Source organism: Sphingomonas folli (assembly GCF_019429525.1).
GTDB lineage: Bacteria > Pseudomonadota > Alphaproteobacteria > Sphingomonadales > Sphingomonadaceae > Sphingomonas > Sphingomonas folii.
In genome coordinates this window covers 163938-179412 of the sequence record NZ_JAHXZL010000009.1, presented here as the reverse complement: position 1 = coordinate 179412, position 15475 = coordinate 163938, and the positions used below count along the sequence as shown (strand labels likewise).

Sequence of the window (15475 nt, the reverse complement as noted above, 5' to 3'; positions counted from 1 at the left end):
AGCGACCCGATGCTCACCCCCGACCAGGCGCAGGAACGCGCCACCGACATCGTCCGCCGCGCCCGCGCCGCGGGCGCCGACGCCGCCGACGCGGTGTACGCCGCCAACGCCTCGAGCGAGGTGTCGGTGCGGCTCGGCGCGCTCGAGGACGTCGGCCGCTCCGAGGGTGCCGACCTGGGGCTGCGGGTCTTCGTCGGCCAGCGCTCGGCGAGCGTCTCCACCTCCGACCTGTCGGCCGAGTCGGTCGGCGTGCTGGTCGATCGCGCGGTGGCGATGGCCCGTGAGGCGCCGGAGGATCGCTGGGCCGGGCTCGCGCCCGAGTCGCGGCTGCTGCACGGGGCCGCGCCGCTGCTCGACCTCGCCGACCGCGACGAGCCCGATCCCGAGGCGCTGCGCGACGCCGCCGCGCGCGCCGAGGCGGCGGCGCGCGCGGTGGCAGGGGTCACCAACAGCGAGGGCGCGGGCGCGGCCTGGGGGCGCAGCGTCTGGGCCCTTGCCACCAGCCACGGCTTCGCCGGCGCCTATGAGGCGACCAGCCACACGCTCTCCGCCAGCGTGATCGCGGGCGGCGGGGGGGCTGGCGGCGGCGCGATGCAGCGCGACCACGGCTTCCACGCGACGCGCCACCGCGCGCACCTCGACTCGCCAGAGGCGATCGGCGCGCTGGCGGGCGAGCGCGCCGCGGCGCGCGTCGGCGCGGGTCGCGCGCCCAGCGGGGCGATGCCGGTGGTGTTCGACCCGCGCGTCGGCGCCAGCCTACTGGGCCATCTGAGCGGCGCCATCTCGGGCAGCGCGGTCACGCGGCGCACCAGCTTCCTGCTCGACTCGCTGGGCAGCGCGGTCTTCGCCCCCGGCATCACCGTGATCGACGACCCCCACCGCCCGCACGGCCTGCGCTCGCGCCCGTTCGACGGCGAGGGACTGCCGGTCTCGCCCGTGGCGATCGTCAGCGACGGGATGCTCGAGACCTGGCTGCTCGACAGCGCCTCGGCGCGCCAGCTCGGGCTCGAGCCGACCGGCCATGCCGCGCGCGGCATCGCCGGTGCGCCCGGGGTGACGACCAGCAACCTCTACATGGAGGCGGGGCACGTGCCGGTGGAGACGCTGATCGAGGACATCGTCGAGGGGATCTACGTCACCGAGCTGATCGGCCAGGGCGTCAACCCGGTCACCGGCGACTATAGCCGCGGCGCGGCGGGCTTCCTGATCGAGCGCGGCGCGCTCGGCCGGCCGCTCACCGAGTTCACGATCGCCGGCAACCTCAGGGACATGTTCCGCGCGCTGACGCCGGCCAACGATCTCGTCTTCCGCCACGGCGTCAACGTGCCGACGCTGCGGGTCGAGGGCATGACGGTGGCGGGTGGCTGACGCCGCGCTGGCCGACGCGGTCGCGGCGATCGCGCGCGAGGCGGGGCAGATGGCCTTCGCGCGCTGGCGCACCGATTTCGCGCGCTGGGAGAAAGCGCCCGGCAGCCCGGTGTGCGAGGTCGACCTCGACGTCGACCGCATGCTGCACGCGCGGCTGGGGGCGCTGCTGCCCGAGGCGGGCTGGCTCTCCGAGGAGACCGCCGACCGGCCCGATCGCCTCGCGCGCGAGCGGGTCTGGGTGGTCGACCCGATCGACGGCACGCGCGACTATATCCGCGGGCGCGCCGGCTGGTGCGTCTCGATCGCGCTGGTGGAGCACGGGCGGCCGGTGATCGGCGTGCTCGACGCGCCCGCGCGCGGCGAGGTGTGGCGCGCGCGCGACGGCGCCGGCGCCACCCTGGTGCGCGAGGACGGCAGAGGCTTCGATCTGGCGGCGGGCGATCGGCGCGACTTCGAGGGCGCGCGCGTGCCGGTGGACGCGCTGCCCAAGACGGATCGCACGCTGGTCGCGGTGGAGAAGCCCAACTCGATCGCGCTGCGGATCGCGATGGTGGCGAGCGACCGCGCGGACCTCGTCGCGACGCTGCGCTGGGGCAATGAATGGGACATCGCCGCGGCGGTGCTGGTGGCGAGCGAGGCCGGCGCCTCGGTGAGCGACGCGCTCGGCGCGCCGATCCTGTTCAACAAGCCCGACCCGCGCGCCTATGGTGTCCTGGTCACCGCGCCGGGCATTCACGCCGCGGCCGTGCGGCACCTCGCCGGCCGCGCGCGCGCGGTGATCGGGTAGCGGCGGTCGGGCGAGGGCGCGCATATCGCCGCGCACGAACCTCCGTCATCGCGGACTTGCTCCGGGATCCACCGACCCGCACACGCCGCGCTGTCCGCTCCCGCGGAAGAGTGGATCCCGGACCAAGTCGCGCCATTCAGACGGCGAGGGCGACGAGCGGGCAGGAAGACTCCCCTCTCCCAGCTCACCGCCGCTGGTCGCGCCGGTGCATCGGGCGCCAGCGCACCGCGGCGCAGATCACCGTCGGCCAGAACAGGGTGTTGATCACGTCGGGGATCGTGTCCCACCAGCGCCACGAGTGATAGTGGAGCCGGTCGAGCACCTCGTTGCCCAGTTCGGCGAGCGCGACCACCGACAGCGGCACGAAGGTGCCGAGCGAGCGCCGCGTGACCAGCCGCGCCAGGATCAGCACCGCCATACCCGCGTGGATGTGCAGCACCGTGTCGGTGGTGCCGGTGCCGTCGCCGATCCAGTGGATCACGCGCGCGTACAGCGCGGGGACGTCGAGCATCACGCGCGTCCCCGCGGCGTCGCGCTCAGCCCTGCTTCTGGCACGCGACGATCGCGGTCACCACGCTGATCGTCTCCTGCGGGTCGCGCACGCGGACGCAGTCCACGCCCGCCTCATGCGCGGGATAATCGTTGCCGCCCGGGAAGATCGCGTCGCCGATGAAGAGCATCTCGCCGAGCTGGATGCCGCTCTCCGTCGCCAGCTTGCGCAGGCCATAGCCCTTGTCGACGCCCTCGCGCGTGATGTCGATCGAGGTGGCGCCGCCCATGTTGATCGCCAGCCCGGGGAGACGCTGGCGCAGGTCCGCCTGGATCACCTTGCGCTTGGCGAAATCGGGGTCCCAGCTCTCCTTGGCCTCGAGCGGCGCCTGCTGGCCCAGCGCGGAGAAGGTGATCTGGCTGCCGCGATCCTCGATCCGCTCGCCCCAGGTCTGCTCGGGGACGAAGCCGGTCGCCTCGAGCGACTGGCCGAACGCGTCGATGATCTTCTGCTTCTCGGCGTCGTCGAACAGCTCGGCGTAGACCGTCTTCCACGCGCCGTCGCGATGGACGTACAGCTTGGTGCCGGTGGTGGGCATCAGCCACAGCCGGTCACGGTCGGCGCGCTCGGGCAGGCGGCTGGCCACCTGCTTCTCGAACTGCGGCCAGTCGCCGCCCGAGATCACCGCGACGTCGGCGACCGTCAGCAGATCCGCCAGCGTCTCGCCCATATCGTCCTTGAGCGCCTGCTTGCTGAGCGCGAGCGTGCCGTCCAGATCGAAGGCGACGAGCTTCTTCATTCACTGTCTCCGCGGCAGGATGATCGTTTCGATGGCGTGCGCTACGCCATCCTGGTCGTTCGCGCGAGTCACCTCGTGCGCGGCCTGTTTCACCGCGTCGGGCGCGTTGCCCATCGCGATCGCGAGGCCGGCGCGGCGCAGCATCGGCAGGTCGTTGGCCTGGTCGCCGATCGCCGCGGTGTCCGCCAGCGCGATGCCGAGCGCCTCGCTGAGCGCGCGGATGCCGTCGCCCTTGTTGGCGCCCTTGGCGGTGACGTCGAGGTAATAGACCTGCGACTGCGCCACCGTCGCGCGGTCCCCGATCGCGGTGTGGACGCGCGCGTAGAGCGCGTGGAGCATCGCCTCGTCGTCGCTGACGAAGGTGAGCTTGTCGGCGCGGTCGAGCAGCGCGCCCAGGTCCTCGGCCACCACCGGCTCCTGCGCCGAGCTGCGCCGCTCGCTCCGCGTGTGCGGCCCGTCGGGGTCGGTGGCATACCAGCGGTCGTCGGCGAACAGCCAGGTGTCGACCTCGAACTCGGCCGCGATCGTCAGCGCCTCGCGCGCGACGTCGGCGGGCAGCGTCTCGTGGTGGACGATCGTGCCGTCGCGGCGGAAGACGATGCCGCCGTTGAACGCCGCCACGTCGCCGTCGAAGCCGAGCTGGTCGAGCAGCGGGCGGATGCCCGACATCGGCCGCGCGCTGATCAGCGTGAAGGCAACGCCCTCGTCCTGCAGGCGGTGCACCGCGGCGATCGTCGCCGCGGTGAGCTGCTTCTCCTTGTCGACGAGCGTGCCGTCGACGTCGGACACCAGCAATCGGATCGGCATTACTGCGGCATCTCGACGTGGCCGCCGAAGCCGAAGCGCATCGCCGACAGCACCTTCTCGCCGAAGGTGTGCTCGACGCGGCTGCGATAGCGCGCGAACAAGGCCGTGGTCAGCACGTTGGCCGGCACCGCCTCCTCCATCGCGGCCTCGATCGTCCACTGCCCCTCGCCCGAATCGGCGACGTTGCCGCTGAACTTCTCGAGGTGCGCGTCGCCCGCGAGCGCCTGCGCGGTGAGGTCGAGCAGCCAGGAGGAGATCACGCTGCCGCGCCGCCACACCTCGGCGATATCGGCGAGGTTGAGGTCGTAGCGCTCGTCCTCGGGCAGCTTCTCCGAGGCCTTGCCCTTGAGCACGTCGAAGCCCTCGGCATAGGCCTGCATCAGGCCATATTCGATGCCGTTGTGGATCATCTTGACGAAATGGCCCGCGCCCGCCGGGCCGGCGTGGATATAGCCCTGCTCGGCACGGCCATCGATGCCCTCGGCGCGACCGCGGGTGCGCTCGATCGAGCCGAGCCCCGGCGCCAGCGCGGAGAAGACCGGGTCGAGGTCACGCACCACCTGCTCGGGGCCGCCGATCATCATGCAATAGCCGCGCTCCAGCCCCCACACGCCGCCCGAGGTGCCGACGTCGACATAGTGGACCTGCTTCTCCGCCAGCGCCTTAGCGCGGCGGATATCGTCCTTGTAGAAGCTGTTGCCGCCGTCGATCACCACCTCGTCGGGGCTGGCGCCGGCGGCGATCTGGTCGATCACGCCGTCGGTCACCGCGCCGTGCGGCAGCATCACCCACCAGATCGCGGCGCCGCCGCCCTCGCGGCAGCGCGCGCGCGCCTCGTCGAGCGAGCCCGCGGCGATCGCACCCGCGTCGGCGAGCTTGGCGACGGCATCGGTGTCGCGGTCGTAGGCGACGATCTCGTGCCCCGCCTGCATCAGCCGACGCGCCATGTTCCCGCCCATCCGGCCGAGGCCGATCATCACCAGTCGCATTCTGCTACCCTCCTCGCTCGCCGCTGAATCGCGCGGCATGCCCGCTAGGTTCCGCGCCGCAGCATGCCCCGCCCCCCGCTACAATAAGAGGACATGCGCGCGGCGCCCCGCATCCTGCTCCTATTCGGCACCCGGCCCGAGGCGATCAAGATGGCGCCGGTGATCGCCGCGCTGCGTCGGCGACCGGGGTTGGCGGTGCGCGTCGCGGCCACCGGGCAGCACCGCGCGTTGCTCGACCAGGCGCTCGACGCACTGGGTCTGGCCCCCGACGTCGACCTCGACCTGATGCGCGCGGGGCAGCCGCACCGGCGGCTGCTCGGCGCGATGATCGACTCGGTCGCGGCGCTGCTCGAGTCGGAGCGACCGGCGCGGCTGGTGGTACAGGGCGACACGTCCAGCGCCTGGGCGGGGGCGATGGCGGCGAACCTGTGCGGCGTGCCGCTCGCTCACGTCGAGGCGGGGCTGCGCAGCGGCGATCTGGCCGCGCCTCGGCCCGAGGAGGGCTGGCGCCGCGCGATCAGCGCGGTGAGCGACTGCCATCTCGCCCCCACCGCCACCGCCGCCGCGGCGCTCGCCGCCGAGAACGTGCCGTCGGCGGCGATCCACGTCACCGGCAACAGCGGGATCGACTCGCTGCTGGCGATGGCCGCGCGGGTCGCCGCGACGCCGTCGCTCGGCCGGGCGGTGATGCCGTTCGTGGGGGCGGCGGGGAGGCGGCGGATCGTCACCGTCACGGTGCATCGGCGCGAGAAGGACCGGGCGGCGATGCGGCGGGTGGCGGAGGCGGTGTCGACGCTGGCGCGGCGCGACGACGTCGCGGTCGCGCTGCTCTCGCACCCGGCGCCGCAGGCGCGCGCGCTGGCGCGGCGACTCGCGCGCGACCCGCGCGTGAGGGTACTGCCGCCGCTCGACTATCCCGCGATGGTCCGGCTGCTGGGGAGGAGTCACCTGCTGCTCACCGACTCGGGCGGGCTGCAGGAGGAGGCGCCCGCGCTCGACCTGCCGGTGCTGGTGCTGCGCGACACCACCGAGCGGCCCGAGGGCGTGACGGCCGGCTGCGCGCGGCTGGTCGGGAGCGATCCGGCGCGGATCGTCGCGGCGGCGCACCGGCTGCTCGACGACGCCGCGGCGCATGCCGCGATGGCGCGCGCGCGCAACCCCTATGGCGACGGGCACGCGGGCGAGCGGATCGCGGCGATCCTCGCGCGGCTGCACGGCGCGGCGTGAGCGGGTCGGCGCTGGTGGCCCCCAGGGCGACCGCCGGGGTGCGCTAACCCCGATGCGCCCGCCGCCGCGGCGGTCCCAAGCATTTCTGCGCTTGCCGCATGGCCCCTCGGCGTCGCACATCGGGCGCGATGACGCCGGGACATGCGACAGGGGGACGCGCGACATGGACTGGTTGAGCACGCTCGCGGGCTTCCTCGTGGGCGCCATCGTCGGGCTCACCGGCGTCGGCGGCGGCTCGCTGATGTCGCCGGTGCTGATCCTGCTGTTCGGGATCGCGCCCGCCACCGCGGTCGGCACCGACCTGTGGTTCGCCGCGGTCACCAAGATGGTCGGCGGCGCGATCCACCACCGGCAGGACAATGCCGACTGGACGGTGGTGCGTCGCCTCTGCATCGGCAGCCTGCCCGCGGTGGCATTGACCCTGTGGTGGCTGTGGAGCCACCACGAGCGCGCCGAGAGCGGCGGGCTGATCGTGCGCGTGCTCGGCGCGACGCTGGTGATCTCGGCGCTGCTCACCCCCTTCCGCGCCGCGCTGGCGCGCCGCTTCGCGCGACGCGAGGGCGCGCGCACCGAGACGCTGCTGCGCTTCCAGCCGGCGCTGACGGTCGCGGCGGGGGCGCTGCTCGGCACGCTGATCACGCTGACGTCGGTGGGCGCGGGCGCGCTGGGGGCGACGCTGCTGCTGCTGCTCTACCCGTTCCGGCTCACCGCCAAGAAGCTGGTCGGCACGGACATCCTCCACGCCGTGCCGGTCGCGCTGCTGGGTGGGATCGGCCACGCGCTGATCGGCAACATCGACCTGCGGCTGCTCGGCGCGCTGCTGCTCGGCTCGGTCCCGGGCGTGATCCTCGGCGCGCGGCTGACCGACCGGCTGCCCGAGCGCGTCGTCACGCCAGCGCTGGCGCTGGTGCTGCTGATCGTGGGCGTGCGGCTGCTCGCCTAGGCGCGGTGCCGGACGAGGTCACGCGCGGGGCGCGGAGACGCCGCGGTGCGCGCGGCGCGGCGGAGGGGAGCTCGGCCGCGTCGACCCTCGTCCCACCGCGCTTCGGTGCCGCGACGCCGGCCCGAGACCGGAGGATCGACGATCCGACATACAGGCATGACGCGGGCGCGCCTCAGCGGGGCAGCCGGATCTCGAACATGGTCGGCCAGCGCTTGCCGGTGACGAACAGGCGGCGCTTCGCCGCGTCCCAGGCGATGCCGTTGGCGACCGCCTCGGGGTCGCGCGCGCCCACCTCGGCGACGATCGCGCGCAGGTCGATCACCTGGGTCACGCGCCCGCTCGCCGGATCGATCCGCACGATCATCGGCTGGTGCCAGACGTTGGCGAGGAGCGCGCCGTCGACCCATTCCAGCTCATTGAGCTGATCGACCGGCTGGCCCATGTAGGTCACCGCGAGCCTCCGCCGCACCGCCAGCGTCGCGGGATCGTGGAAGGTCAGCGTCGCGCTGCCGTCGGAGCGGATCAGCGCGGTGCGGTCGCTCGTCAGCCCCCAGCCCTCGCCGCTGTAGCGCGCGGTGCCGAGCGGGCGCAGCGTCGCCGCCGCCCAGCGATGCGCGACGCCGTCGTGCCAGGTGAGGCTGACCAACTGGTCCTTCCACGCCGCCAGCCCCTCGCCGAACTGCGCCGGCGGGATGGCGGCGCGCTTCACCGCCTTGCCGGTGGCGAGATCGACGCGGCGGACGTCGGAGCGGCCCTCCAGCCCGACGCTCTCGTAGAGCGCGCCGCCGTGCCAGATCAGCCCCTCGGTGAAGGCCTCGCGGTCGTGGGGGAAGCGCGCGACCACGGTCGGCACCACCACCGGCGGTCGCGCCTCGGCGACGGCGGACGCCGCCTGGGGCGCGGGCGCGGCGGGCGCCGCCGCGGCGAGCGAGACGAGCAGCGCGAGGAGCGCGGGGACGGGCCGGCGGGTCATGGTCGCAGCGGTACGCGCGCGCGCCGCGGCCGGCAACCGCGCACGCCCGCGCGTCGCCCCGATTCAGTCGCCCCGATTCAGTCGCCCTTGCCGGGCTCGGGCGAGAAGAACTTGTCGAACTTGCCGTCCTGGCCCTTGAACGAATCGGCGTCGGGCGGGGTCTGGTCGAGCTTGCGCGTGACGTTGGGCCATTGCGCCGAGAAGGTGTTGTTGAGCTCGAGCCACTGCTCCAGCCCGCTCTCGGTGTCGGGCAGGATCGCCTCGGCCGGGCATTCCGGCTCGCACACGCCGCAGTCGATACACTCGGACGGGTTGATGACGAGCATGTTCTCGCCCTCGTAGAAACAGTCGACCGGGCAGACCTCCACGCAGTCCATGTACTTGCAGCGGATGCACGCGTCGGTGACGACGTAGGTCATGATCGGGATATCCTCGCTTCTCGCGCGCCGCTTTTGCGCCGCATCACGCCCGCGTCAACGCTCGTCGCCGCGTTGCGACCCGTTCTCACCCGCGCCGGCGACCAGTTCCTGGTAGCAGGCCTGCGCCTCGGGCGCCGGCCCGCGACGACCCGGCAGCGCCTCGACTCGCAGCACGCGGACGCGCCCGGCATGGTAGAAGGTGAGGATGTTGCCGACGCGCACCGGCGCGTGCGCGCGATCGACCGCGCGACCGTCGATGCGCAGCCGGCCGTCGCAGGCGAGCGCCTGGGCGACGTCGCGCGTCTTGGCGAGACGCGTGAACCACAGGTAGCGGTCCAGCCGCATCGCCTCGCCGCCGCTCACCGCCGCACCAGCTCGGCCAGCGCGGCGAAGGCATTGTCGGAGGGCGGGCGCGACTCGCGCGCGCGGGCGCGGCCGCGCCACACGTAATGCGGCGGCCCCTCGACGACGGGGGCGGGGCGGAAGCCCAGCTCGGCCATCAGCCGCGCGGTCGTCGCCGGCTCGAGCCCGATCGAGACCGCCAGCGCCGGGTCGGGCGCGAAGGGCGCGCGCCCGTCGGCGCTGCGCGCGTCGTGCGCGGCGCGCGCGACCCGCTCGACCAGATCGATCCGCACCGCCTGCGCGCCGAGCGGTCGATAGCCCATCAGCGGCACCGCGCCCGCGCTGCCGCGCGGCAGGGTCGTCGCGCCGGGCGGCGGCAATGGCGGCACGGGCGCGCCCGCCGCGGCGAGCAGCGCGCGGCGCCACGCCTGCGCGGCCGGCTTGAGCAGCCGCGCGTCGAACAGGTCGAGCGCGCCGATCGTCACGCCCTGTCGCCGCAGCCACTGGCGGTCGGCGGCGCCGAGCGCCTCGATCGCGGCGCGCAGCGGCAGCCGCTCGGCGAAGCCCGCGCCGCTCTCCAGCGCCGCGGCGACGCTGCGCAGCGCCGGACTCGCCGCGGGCGCGCGCGCCGCCTCGGCCGCCGCGGCGACGCTGCGCAGCGCTCGACCGATCGCCCCAGTCAGCCAGGCGCGCAGCCGAGTCGCGATCGACTCGCGCACCGCGGGATCGAGGCAGTCGAGCGCCGGGTCCAGCGCGAGCTGCGGCCGCGCCAGCGAGGGCCCCCGCCTGATCCGCGCCACCGCCAACCCGTCGGCCAGGACCGACCCGTCGCCGTCGAGCGCGAAGCCCGAGTCGTCGCTCGCGACCAAGGCGTCGGCGCGGCGCCGCCGCTCGGCGCCGAGCCGCTTCTCGGCGGTGGCGAGCAGCAGGCGCTTGTCCGCGGCGGTGGCGTCGGGCGCGACCACGAAGCGGAAGCCCTCCAGCCGCCCGATCGCGTGCGTGTCGATCGTCACCTCGCCCTGCGCATCGATCTCGACCGGCAGCGCGCCGACGCCGCTGCCGATCTTCTTGGCCAGCGCGGTGGTGCGCTTGTCGACGAAGCGCTGGGTGAGCTTCTCGTGGAGCGCGTCGGACAGCCGCTCCTCCACCGCCAGCGTGCGCGCGGCCCAGTGCGCCGGATCGGCGAGCCAGTCGGGGCGCTGCGCGATATAGGCCCAGCTGCGGATCGCCGCGATCCGCCCCGCGATCGTCTCGACGTCGCCCTCGACGCGGTCGAGCCGCGCCACCTCGTCGGCGAACCACTGGTGGGGCACGTAGCCCTGCGCGAGATAGCCGAAGACGCGCCCGACGAAGCGCGCGTGCGGGTCGATGCCGAGCTTGGCGAAATCGGGGATGCCGCACGCCGCCCACAGCCGCGCCACGTTGCCGCGCGCGCGGTCGCGCACGCCGGCTTCCTCGGCCAGCCGCCTGAGCACGCGCAGGTCCGTCGCCTCGGGCGCGGCGCGGAGCCGCTCGTGCTCGGGTCGGCGCGCGAGCGAGGCGAGCAGCGCGTCGACCGAGGCGAGGTCGGGCGTGCCGTCGCGCCAGTAGAGCCAGTCGAGCCGCGGGAAGCGGTGCGCCTCGATCGCGGCGACTTCCTCGGGCTCGAACGCGTCCGGGCCCTCCTCGGTCAGTCCGCCGAACGTGCCGTCGCGCTGGTGGCGCCCCGCGCGGCCCGCGATCTGCGCCATCTCGGCGACGGTGAGGCGGCGGCGCTGCTGGCCGTCGAACTTGGACAGGCCGGCGAAGGCGACGTGGCCGACGTCGAGGTTGAGCCCCATGCCGATCGCGTCGGTGGCGACGAGATAGTCGACCTCGCCCGCCTGGAACATCGCCACCTGCGCGTTGCGCGTCCGCGGGCTGAGCGCGCCCATCACCACCGCCGCGCCGCCGCGCAGCCGGCGCAGCATCTCGGCGGTGGCGTACACTTCCTCGGCCGAGAAGGTGACGATCGCCGAGCGACGGGGCAGGCGGGAGAGCTTCCTGGCGCCGGCGTAGCTCAGCGTGGAGAAGCGCGGCCGCTGGACGATCTCGGCCTCGGGCACCAGCGCGCGCAGCACCGGGCGCAGCGCCTCCGAGCCGAGGATCATCGTCTCCTCGCGGCCGCGCGCGCGCAGCAGCCGGTCGGTGAAGACATGGCCGCGCTCGCGGTCGGCGCCGAGCTGCGCCTCGTCGAGCGCGACGAAGGCGACGTCGCGCTCCAGCGGCAGGCTCTCCGCGGTGCACAGGAACCAGCGCGCGTCCTTGGGGACGATCCGCTCCTCGCCCGTGATCAGCGCGACCCGCTCGGGCCCCTTGATCGCGACGACGCGGTCGTACACCTCGCGCGCCAGCAGCCGCAGCGGGAAGCCGATCATGCCGCTGGCATGCGCGCACATCCGCTCGATCGCGAGATGCGTCTTCCCGGTGTTGGTCGGACCCAGCACCGCGATCACGCGCGAGCCGTCGTGCGGGCGGGGGGTGAGCGACATGACCCAGACTACATCGGGTCTGTGGCGGCGCGATGCAATCGCGCTCAGTCCGCGCGCGCGGCCCGCCGCTGGACACGACCGTCCCGCCGCAGCGATCGCCGCGGCGAGGCGCGGTTAATTTGACTTTAGCACCTCTTCTCCACAACGCTCGCACCCAAGCGCCGGGGGGTAGGTTCGGCGCGTGACGGAAGGCGGCGGCCGGCGTGTTCTTGCGCGACGATCAGGGGTTGGAGCTGGCGGGCGCCGGCGGGCGCGGCACCGGCCGCGCGTTCGGACGCCAGCTGGTGCCGCTCGCCGAGCGCGGCGCGCTCGATCGCGCCCGGGTCGCACTGGCGCGCACCGACTGGACCCCCGACCTCGGCCAGGACATCGGCAGCCGCACCTGGTGGCGCGGGCTCGCCACCTGCGCGGCCCTGTGCTGGGGCGCGTGGCAGCTCAACCCCGGCCTGCCCGCGATCACCGGCGACCTCGCCGCGGCGGGCGACCGCGCCAGCCTGGAGGAAGCCCGCACCCAGGGGATCGCGCCGCTCGCGCTCGGCGCCACGACGGGGCGGCGGATGGCGGCGAGCGCGCTGGTGCGCCCGCTCGCCGAGACGCCCGAGCGCCCGCAGATCGACCTCAGCGCCGCGCTCGCGGACGGCGACACGCTGCGCACCGCGCTCCAGCGCGCCGGCGTCGGCGGCGGCGAGGCGGGGCGGATTGCCGGGCTGGTCGGCGACGCGGTGGCGCTCGACTCGCTCAAGCCGGGCACGATGCTGGCGCTGACGCTCGGCCGCCGCCCGACCAAGTTCCAGCCGCGCCCGCTCGAGCGACTCGCCTTCCGCGCCGCGTTCGACCTCCGGCTGGTGGTGCAGCGCGCCGGCGAGGGGCTGGTGCTCGACCGCCAGTCGATCGCGATCGACCGCACCCCGCTCCACGTCACCGGCACGGTCGGCGCGGGATTGTATCGCTCCGCGCGTGCCGCGGGCGTGCCCGCGCGCGTGGTCGAGACATTCATCAAGGCGATCGCGGCGCAGCTGCCGATGGGGCAGCTGGCCAGCGACGACCGCTTCGACATCGTCGCCGACCAGGCGCGCGCCGCGACCGGCGAGGTCGAGGTCGGCCAGCTGCAATATGCCGGGCTGGCGCACGGCCGCCGCCAGGTGCGGCTGGTGCGCTGGGGCGACCGGGACGGCGAGGGCGGGCAGATGCTCGATCCGTCGGGCACGATCGAGCGCCGCGGCGCGATGGGGATGCCGGTGGCGGGGCGGATCACCTCCACCTTCGGCATGCGGATGCACCCGCTGCTCGGCTTCATGCGGATGCACAAGGGCACCGACATCGGCGCGCCCTACGGCAGCCCGATCTACGCCGCGGTCGACGGCGTGGTGCAGTTCGCCGGGCGCGCCGGCGGCTACGGCAATTTCATCAAGCTGGCGCACGGCGGCGGACTCGTCACCGGCTACGGCCATATGAGCCGCTTCGCGGTCGGCCAGGGCGCGCGCGTGCGTCGCGGCCAGGTGATCGGCTATGTCGGCTCGACCGGCATCTCGACCGGGCCGCACCTGCACTGGGAGGTGTGGAAGAACGGCCAGCCGGTCAACCCGCGCACGCTGTCGCTGTCGAGCGTGCAGACGCTGCCCGCCGAGACGATCCGCGCGATGCGCGCCAAGATTGCGCGGCTGATCGGATAGACGAGCCCGCGGGCGGCTCAGCCGGCGGCGCCGCGCCCCGCGATCGCGCGCGCGTCGGTGACGGTGGCGGTGCCGTCGTCGCTCAGGGTGACCAGCCACGCCGACCGATCGTCGCAGGTCGCGACCCAGGCGGCCTTGCCCGCGACCGGGTCGGTCGCGACCGAGCGCTCGACCTGCTGGCACGTGCGCCCGGCATCGCGGATGGCGCGGAACAGCGCGACGTTGCGTTCCTTCTCGTTGAGCGCCTGCATCTTGGCGACATAGTCGCCGCGCGGCGCCGCCGTGGCCTGGTTGGCGGTCTCGCTGCCGCCGCAGCCGGCGAGCGCGAGCAGCGCGGGGAGGACGAGCGGGGGGAGGGAGCGCGCGATCATGCCGCCACGCTAGCAGATCGTCCCGCGATGTTGCCAGTCCGGGCCGATCTCCGCGGGCGTCGCGCGGCGCCGCCATATACAAGTAGCCGACGCAGCGATACGAATGGCGCGGGTTCGTAGGAGTAGGTGATGCGTACACCGCGGTGGGTGGGCGCGCTCGCGCTGGCTGGCATGCTGGCAGGGTGCGGCGGCGGCGATGATCGGGCCAGCGGAGTCGGCACCGGTGGCGGGTCGACCGTGGTCGGCGGCGGCGGAAGTGGCAGCGGAAGCGGCAGTACGGGTAGCACCGGCGGCTGCGCGCTGCGCGCGCGGCAGGACTGGGCCTTCTCCATCCTCAACGAATGGTACCGTTACCCGGAACTGCTCGCCGGCAACGTCGACCCGGCGAGTTACTCCACGCTCGACGATTATGTCGACGCGCTCACCGCGCCGGCGCGCGCGCAGAACCGCGACCGCTATTTCACCTACGTCACCTCGGCGGCGGCAGACGCGGCCTATTTCGCCTCGGGCAAGACCGCGGGCATCGGCGTGCGGCTCGCCTTCGACTCGACCAACCGCCTGTACGTGAGCGAGGCATTCGAGAACGCGCCGGCGCTCGCCGCCGGGATCGACCGCGGCGCGCAGATCCTCGCGATCGGCACCTCGACCGCCAACTTGCGCGACATCAGCGACATCGTCGCCAAGAACGACAATGCGGCGCTGAACGCGGTGTTCGACGATTCGACGCCGGGCAGCCAGCGCGTGCTGCGGGTGAGCGATCCCGCCGGCACGCGCGTGGTGTCTCTGACCACCGCCGATTACTCGCTGACGCCGGTATCGACCCGGTACGGCGCCAAGGTGCTCGAGTCGGACGGGCGCAAGGTCGGCTACATCAACCTGCGCACCTTCATCGCCAGCGCCGACGACCAGCTGCGCAGCGCCTTCGCGACCTTCCGCGCGCAGGGCGTGACCGACCTGGTGATTGACCTGCGCTACAATGGCGGCGGGCTGCTCTCCACCGCCGAGACCTTCACCGACCTGCTCGGCGGCGCGCGCTCGACCTCGGACGTGCAGGCCTACACCAGCTATCGCCCGTCCAAGTCGAGCCAGGACGAGATCCGCTACTTCCGCCGCGAGGCGCAGGCGATCGCGCCGACCCGCGTCGCCTTCATCGGCACGGGCGCGACCGCCTCGGCGAGCGAATATGTCATCAACGCGCTGATCCCCTATCTCCACGCCGACGTCGCGCTGATCGGCAGCAACACCTATGGCAAGCCGGTCGGACAGATCCCGTTCGACAATCCGTCGTGCACCGACGACCGGCTGCTCGCGGTTTCGATCGCGCTGCAGAACTCGGCGCGGCAGGGCGACTATTTCAACGGCCTCGCCACCAAGGTCGAGGCGAGCTGCCAGGCGGACGACGACGTCTCCCACGCGCTCGGCGACCCGACCGAGAGCGCGCTGCGGACCGCGCTCGACTATATCGCGGGGCGCAGCTGCACGCGGATCGGCACCAGCGCCGCGCTGTCGCGCTCGACCCGGCTGTTCGCCCCCGCCGACCGCGCGCTCACCGTGCCCCACCCGAGCGCGGCACAGCGCGACCAGCCCGGCCTGTTCTGACCCGCCCGGCGCGGCGGCCGCCCACGCGCGCTCGGCCGGCGTCGCCGCTGACGTCTATGACGCGCGCGCCGCGGCGCCGCTGCTGGCATGGGACCGCGCGCACCCCGCCAGCGGTGACGGTCGGCGACGTGGCGGACCACGTCGTGGCGGTCGCGCGGGCGGGGCCGGCGCGGCCCGC

At 74.0% G+C, this 15475-nt stretch carries 15 protein-coding genes; 6 read left to right on the top strand and 9 right to left on the bottom strand.

Annotation, left to right across the window (positions count from 1 at the left end; all coding sequences use genetic code 11):
* Positions 1–9: 9 nt before the first annotated feature.
* On the top strand, positions 10–1368 hold the full coding sequence (locus tag KZ813_RS14700) for a TldD/PmbA family protein (protein ID WP_219755724.1): 1359 nt from the start codon (positions 10–12) through the stop codon (positions 1366–1368).
* The gene (locus KZ813_RS14695; protein ID WP_219755723.1) at positions 1361–2155 is read left to right on the top strand and encodes a 3'(2'),5'-bisphosphate nucleotidase CysQ; all 795 of its coding nucleotides are present in this window, start codon (positions 1361–1363) and stop codon (positions 2153–2155) included. The genes KZ813_RS14700 and KZ813_RS14695 overlap by 8 nt, the downstream gene beginning before the upstream one ends.
* Before the next feature lie 184 nt (positions 2156–2339).
* On the opposite strand, the gene KZ813_RS14690 is transcribed toward KZ813_RS14695, so the two are convergent.
* The 4 genes from KZ813_RS14690 to gnd are packed head-to-tail and all read right to left on the bottom strand — an operon-like array spanning position 2340 to position 5240.
* The gene (locus KZ813_RS14690; RefSeq protein WP_219755722.1) at positions 2340–2666 is read right to left on the bottom strand and encodes a hypothetical protein; all 327 of its coding nucleotides are present in this window, start codon (positions 2664–2666) and stop codon (positions 2340–2342) included.
* Between the two features lie 25 nt (positions 2667–2691).
* Entirely contained in the window at positions 2692–3444 is a 753-nt protein-coding gene (locus KZ813_RS14685) for an HAD-IIB family hydrolase (RefSeq protein ID WP_219755721.1), read from the bottom strand.
* Positions 3445–4251, bottom strand: a complete 807-nt coding sequence (locus tag KZ813_RS14680; protein WP_219755720.1) for a Cof-type HAD-IIB family hydrolase — start codon at positions 4249–4251, stop codon at positions 3445–3447.
* Entirely contained in the window at positions 4251–5240 is a 990-nt protein-coding gene (gene gnd, locus KZ813_RS14675; protein ID WP_219755719.1) for a phosphogluconate dehydrogenase (NAD(+)-dependent, decarboxylating), read from the bottom strand. The genes KZ813_RS14680 and gnd overlap by 1 nt, the downstream gene beginning before the upstream one ends.
* Before the next feature lie 93 nt (positions 5241–5333).
* On the opposite strand from gnd, the gene wecB reads away from it, so the two are divergent.
* Both wecB and KZ813_RS14665 read left to right on the top strand, forming a co-directional pair.
* The gene (wecB, locus tag KZ813_RS14670) at positions 5334–6467 is read left to right on the top strand and encodes a non-hydrolyzing UDP-N-acetylglucosamine 2-epimerase (RefSeq protein WP_219755718.1); all 1134 of its coding nucleotides are present in this window, start codon (positions 5334–5336) and stop codon (positions 6465–6467) included.
* A gap of 163 nt (positions 6468–6630) precedes the next feature.
* A complete protein-coding gene (locus tag KZ813_RS14665) occupies positions 6631–7410 on the top strand; it encodes a sulfite exporter TauE/SafE family protein (RefSeq protein WP_219755717.1) in 780 nt (259 codons plus the stop codon).
* A gap of 172 nt (positions 7411–7582) precedes the next feature.
* Here KZ813_RS14665 and KZ813_RS14660 read toward each other — a convergent pair whose 3' ends face one another.
* The 4 genes from KZ813_RS14660 to KZ813_RS14645 form a co-directional block, all read right to left on the bottom strand.
* Positions 7583–8383, bottom strand: a complete 801-nt coding sequence (locus KZ813_RS14660) for a glutaminyl-peptide cyclotransferase (protein ID WP_219755716.1) — start codon at positions 8381–8383, stop codon at positions 7583–7585.
* 77 nt (positions 8384–8460) lie between these two features.
* Positions 8461–8802 carry a ferredoxin FdxA gene (fdxA, locus tag KZ813_RS14655; RefSeq protein WP_183922656.1) on the bottom strand — a complete coding sequence of 114 codons (342 nt, stop codon included), beginning with the start codon at positions 8800–8802 and terminating at the stop codon, positions 8461–8463.
* Positions 8803–8856: 54 nt separating this feature from the next.
* Positions 8857–9147, bottom strand: a complete 291-nt coding sequence (locus KZ813_RS14650; RefSeq protein ID WP_219755772.1) for an RNA-binding S4 domain-containing protein — start codon at positions 9145–9147, stop codon at positions 8857–8859.
* Between the two features lie 14 nt (positions 9148–9161).
* Positions 9162–11654, bottom strand: a complete 2493-nt coding sequence (locus KZ813_RS14645) for a helicase-related protein (RefSeq protein ID WP_219755715.1) — start codon at positions 11652–11654, stop codon at positions 9162–9164.
* Between the two features lie 203 nt (positions 11655–11857).
* On the opposite strand from KZ813_RS14645, the gene KZ813_RS14640 reads away from it, so the two are divergent.
* The gene (locus KZ813_RS14640) at positions 11858–13327 is read left to right on the top strand and encodes a M23 family metallopeptidase (RefSeq protein WP_219755714.1); all 1470 of its coding nucleotides are present in this window, start codon (positions 11858–11860) and stop codon (positions 13325–13327) included.
* Positions 13328–13344: 17 nt separating this feature from the next.
* Here the strand turns inward: KZ813_RS14640 and KZ813_RS14635 are convergent, their stop codons facing one another.
* On the bottom strand, positions 13345–13698 hold the full coding sequence (locus KZ813_RS14635; protein WP_219755713.1) for a hypothetical protein: 354 nt from the start codon (positions 13696–13698) through the stop codon (positions 13345–13347).
* A 129-nt stretch (positions 13699–13827) separates the two neighbouring features.
* Between KZ813_RS14635 and KZ813_RS14630 the strand changes: the two genes are divergently transcribed.
* Complete coding sequence (locus KZ813_RS14630; protein ID WP_219755712.1) at positions 13828–15297, top strand: S41 family peptidase; 1470 nt, start codon at positions 13828–13830, stop codon at positions 15295–15297.
* Positions 15298–15475: the final 178 nt, after the last annotated feature.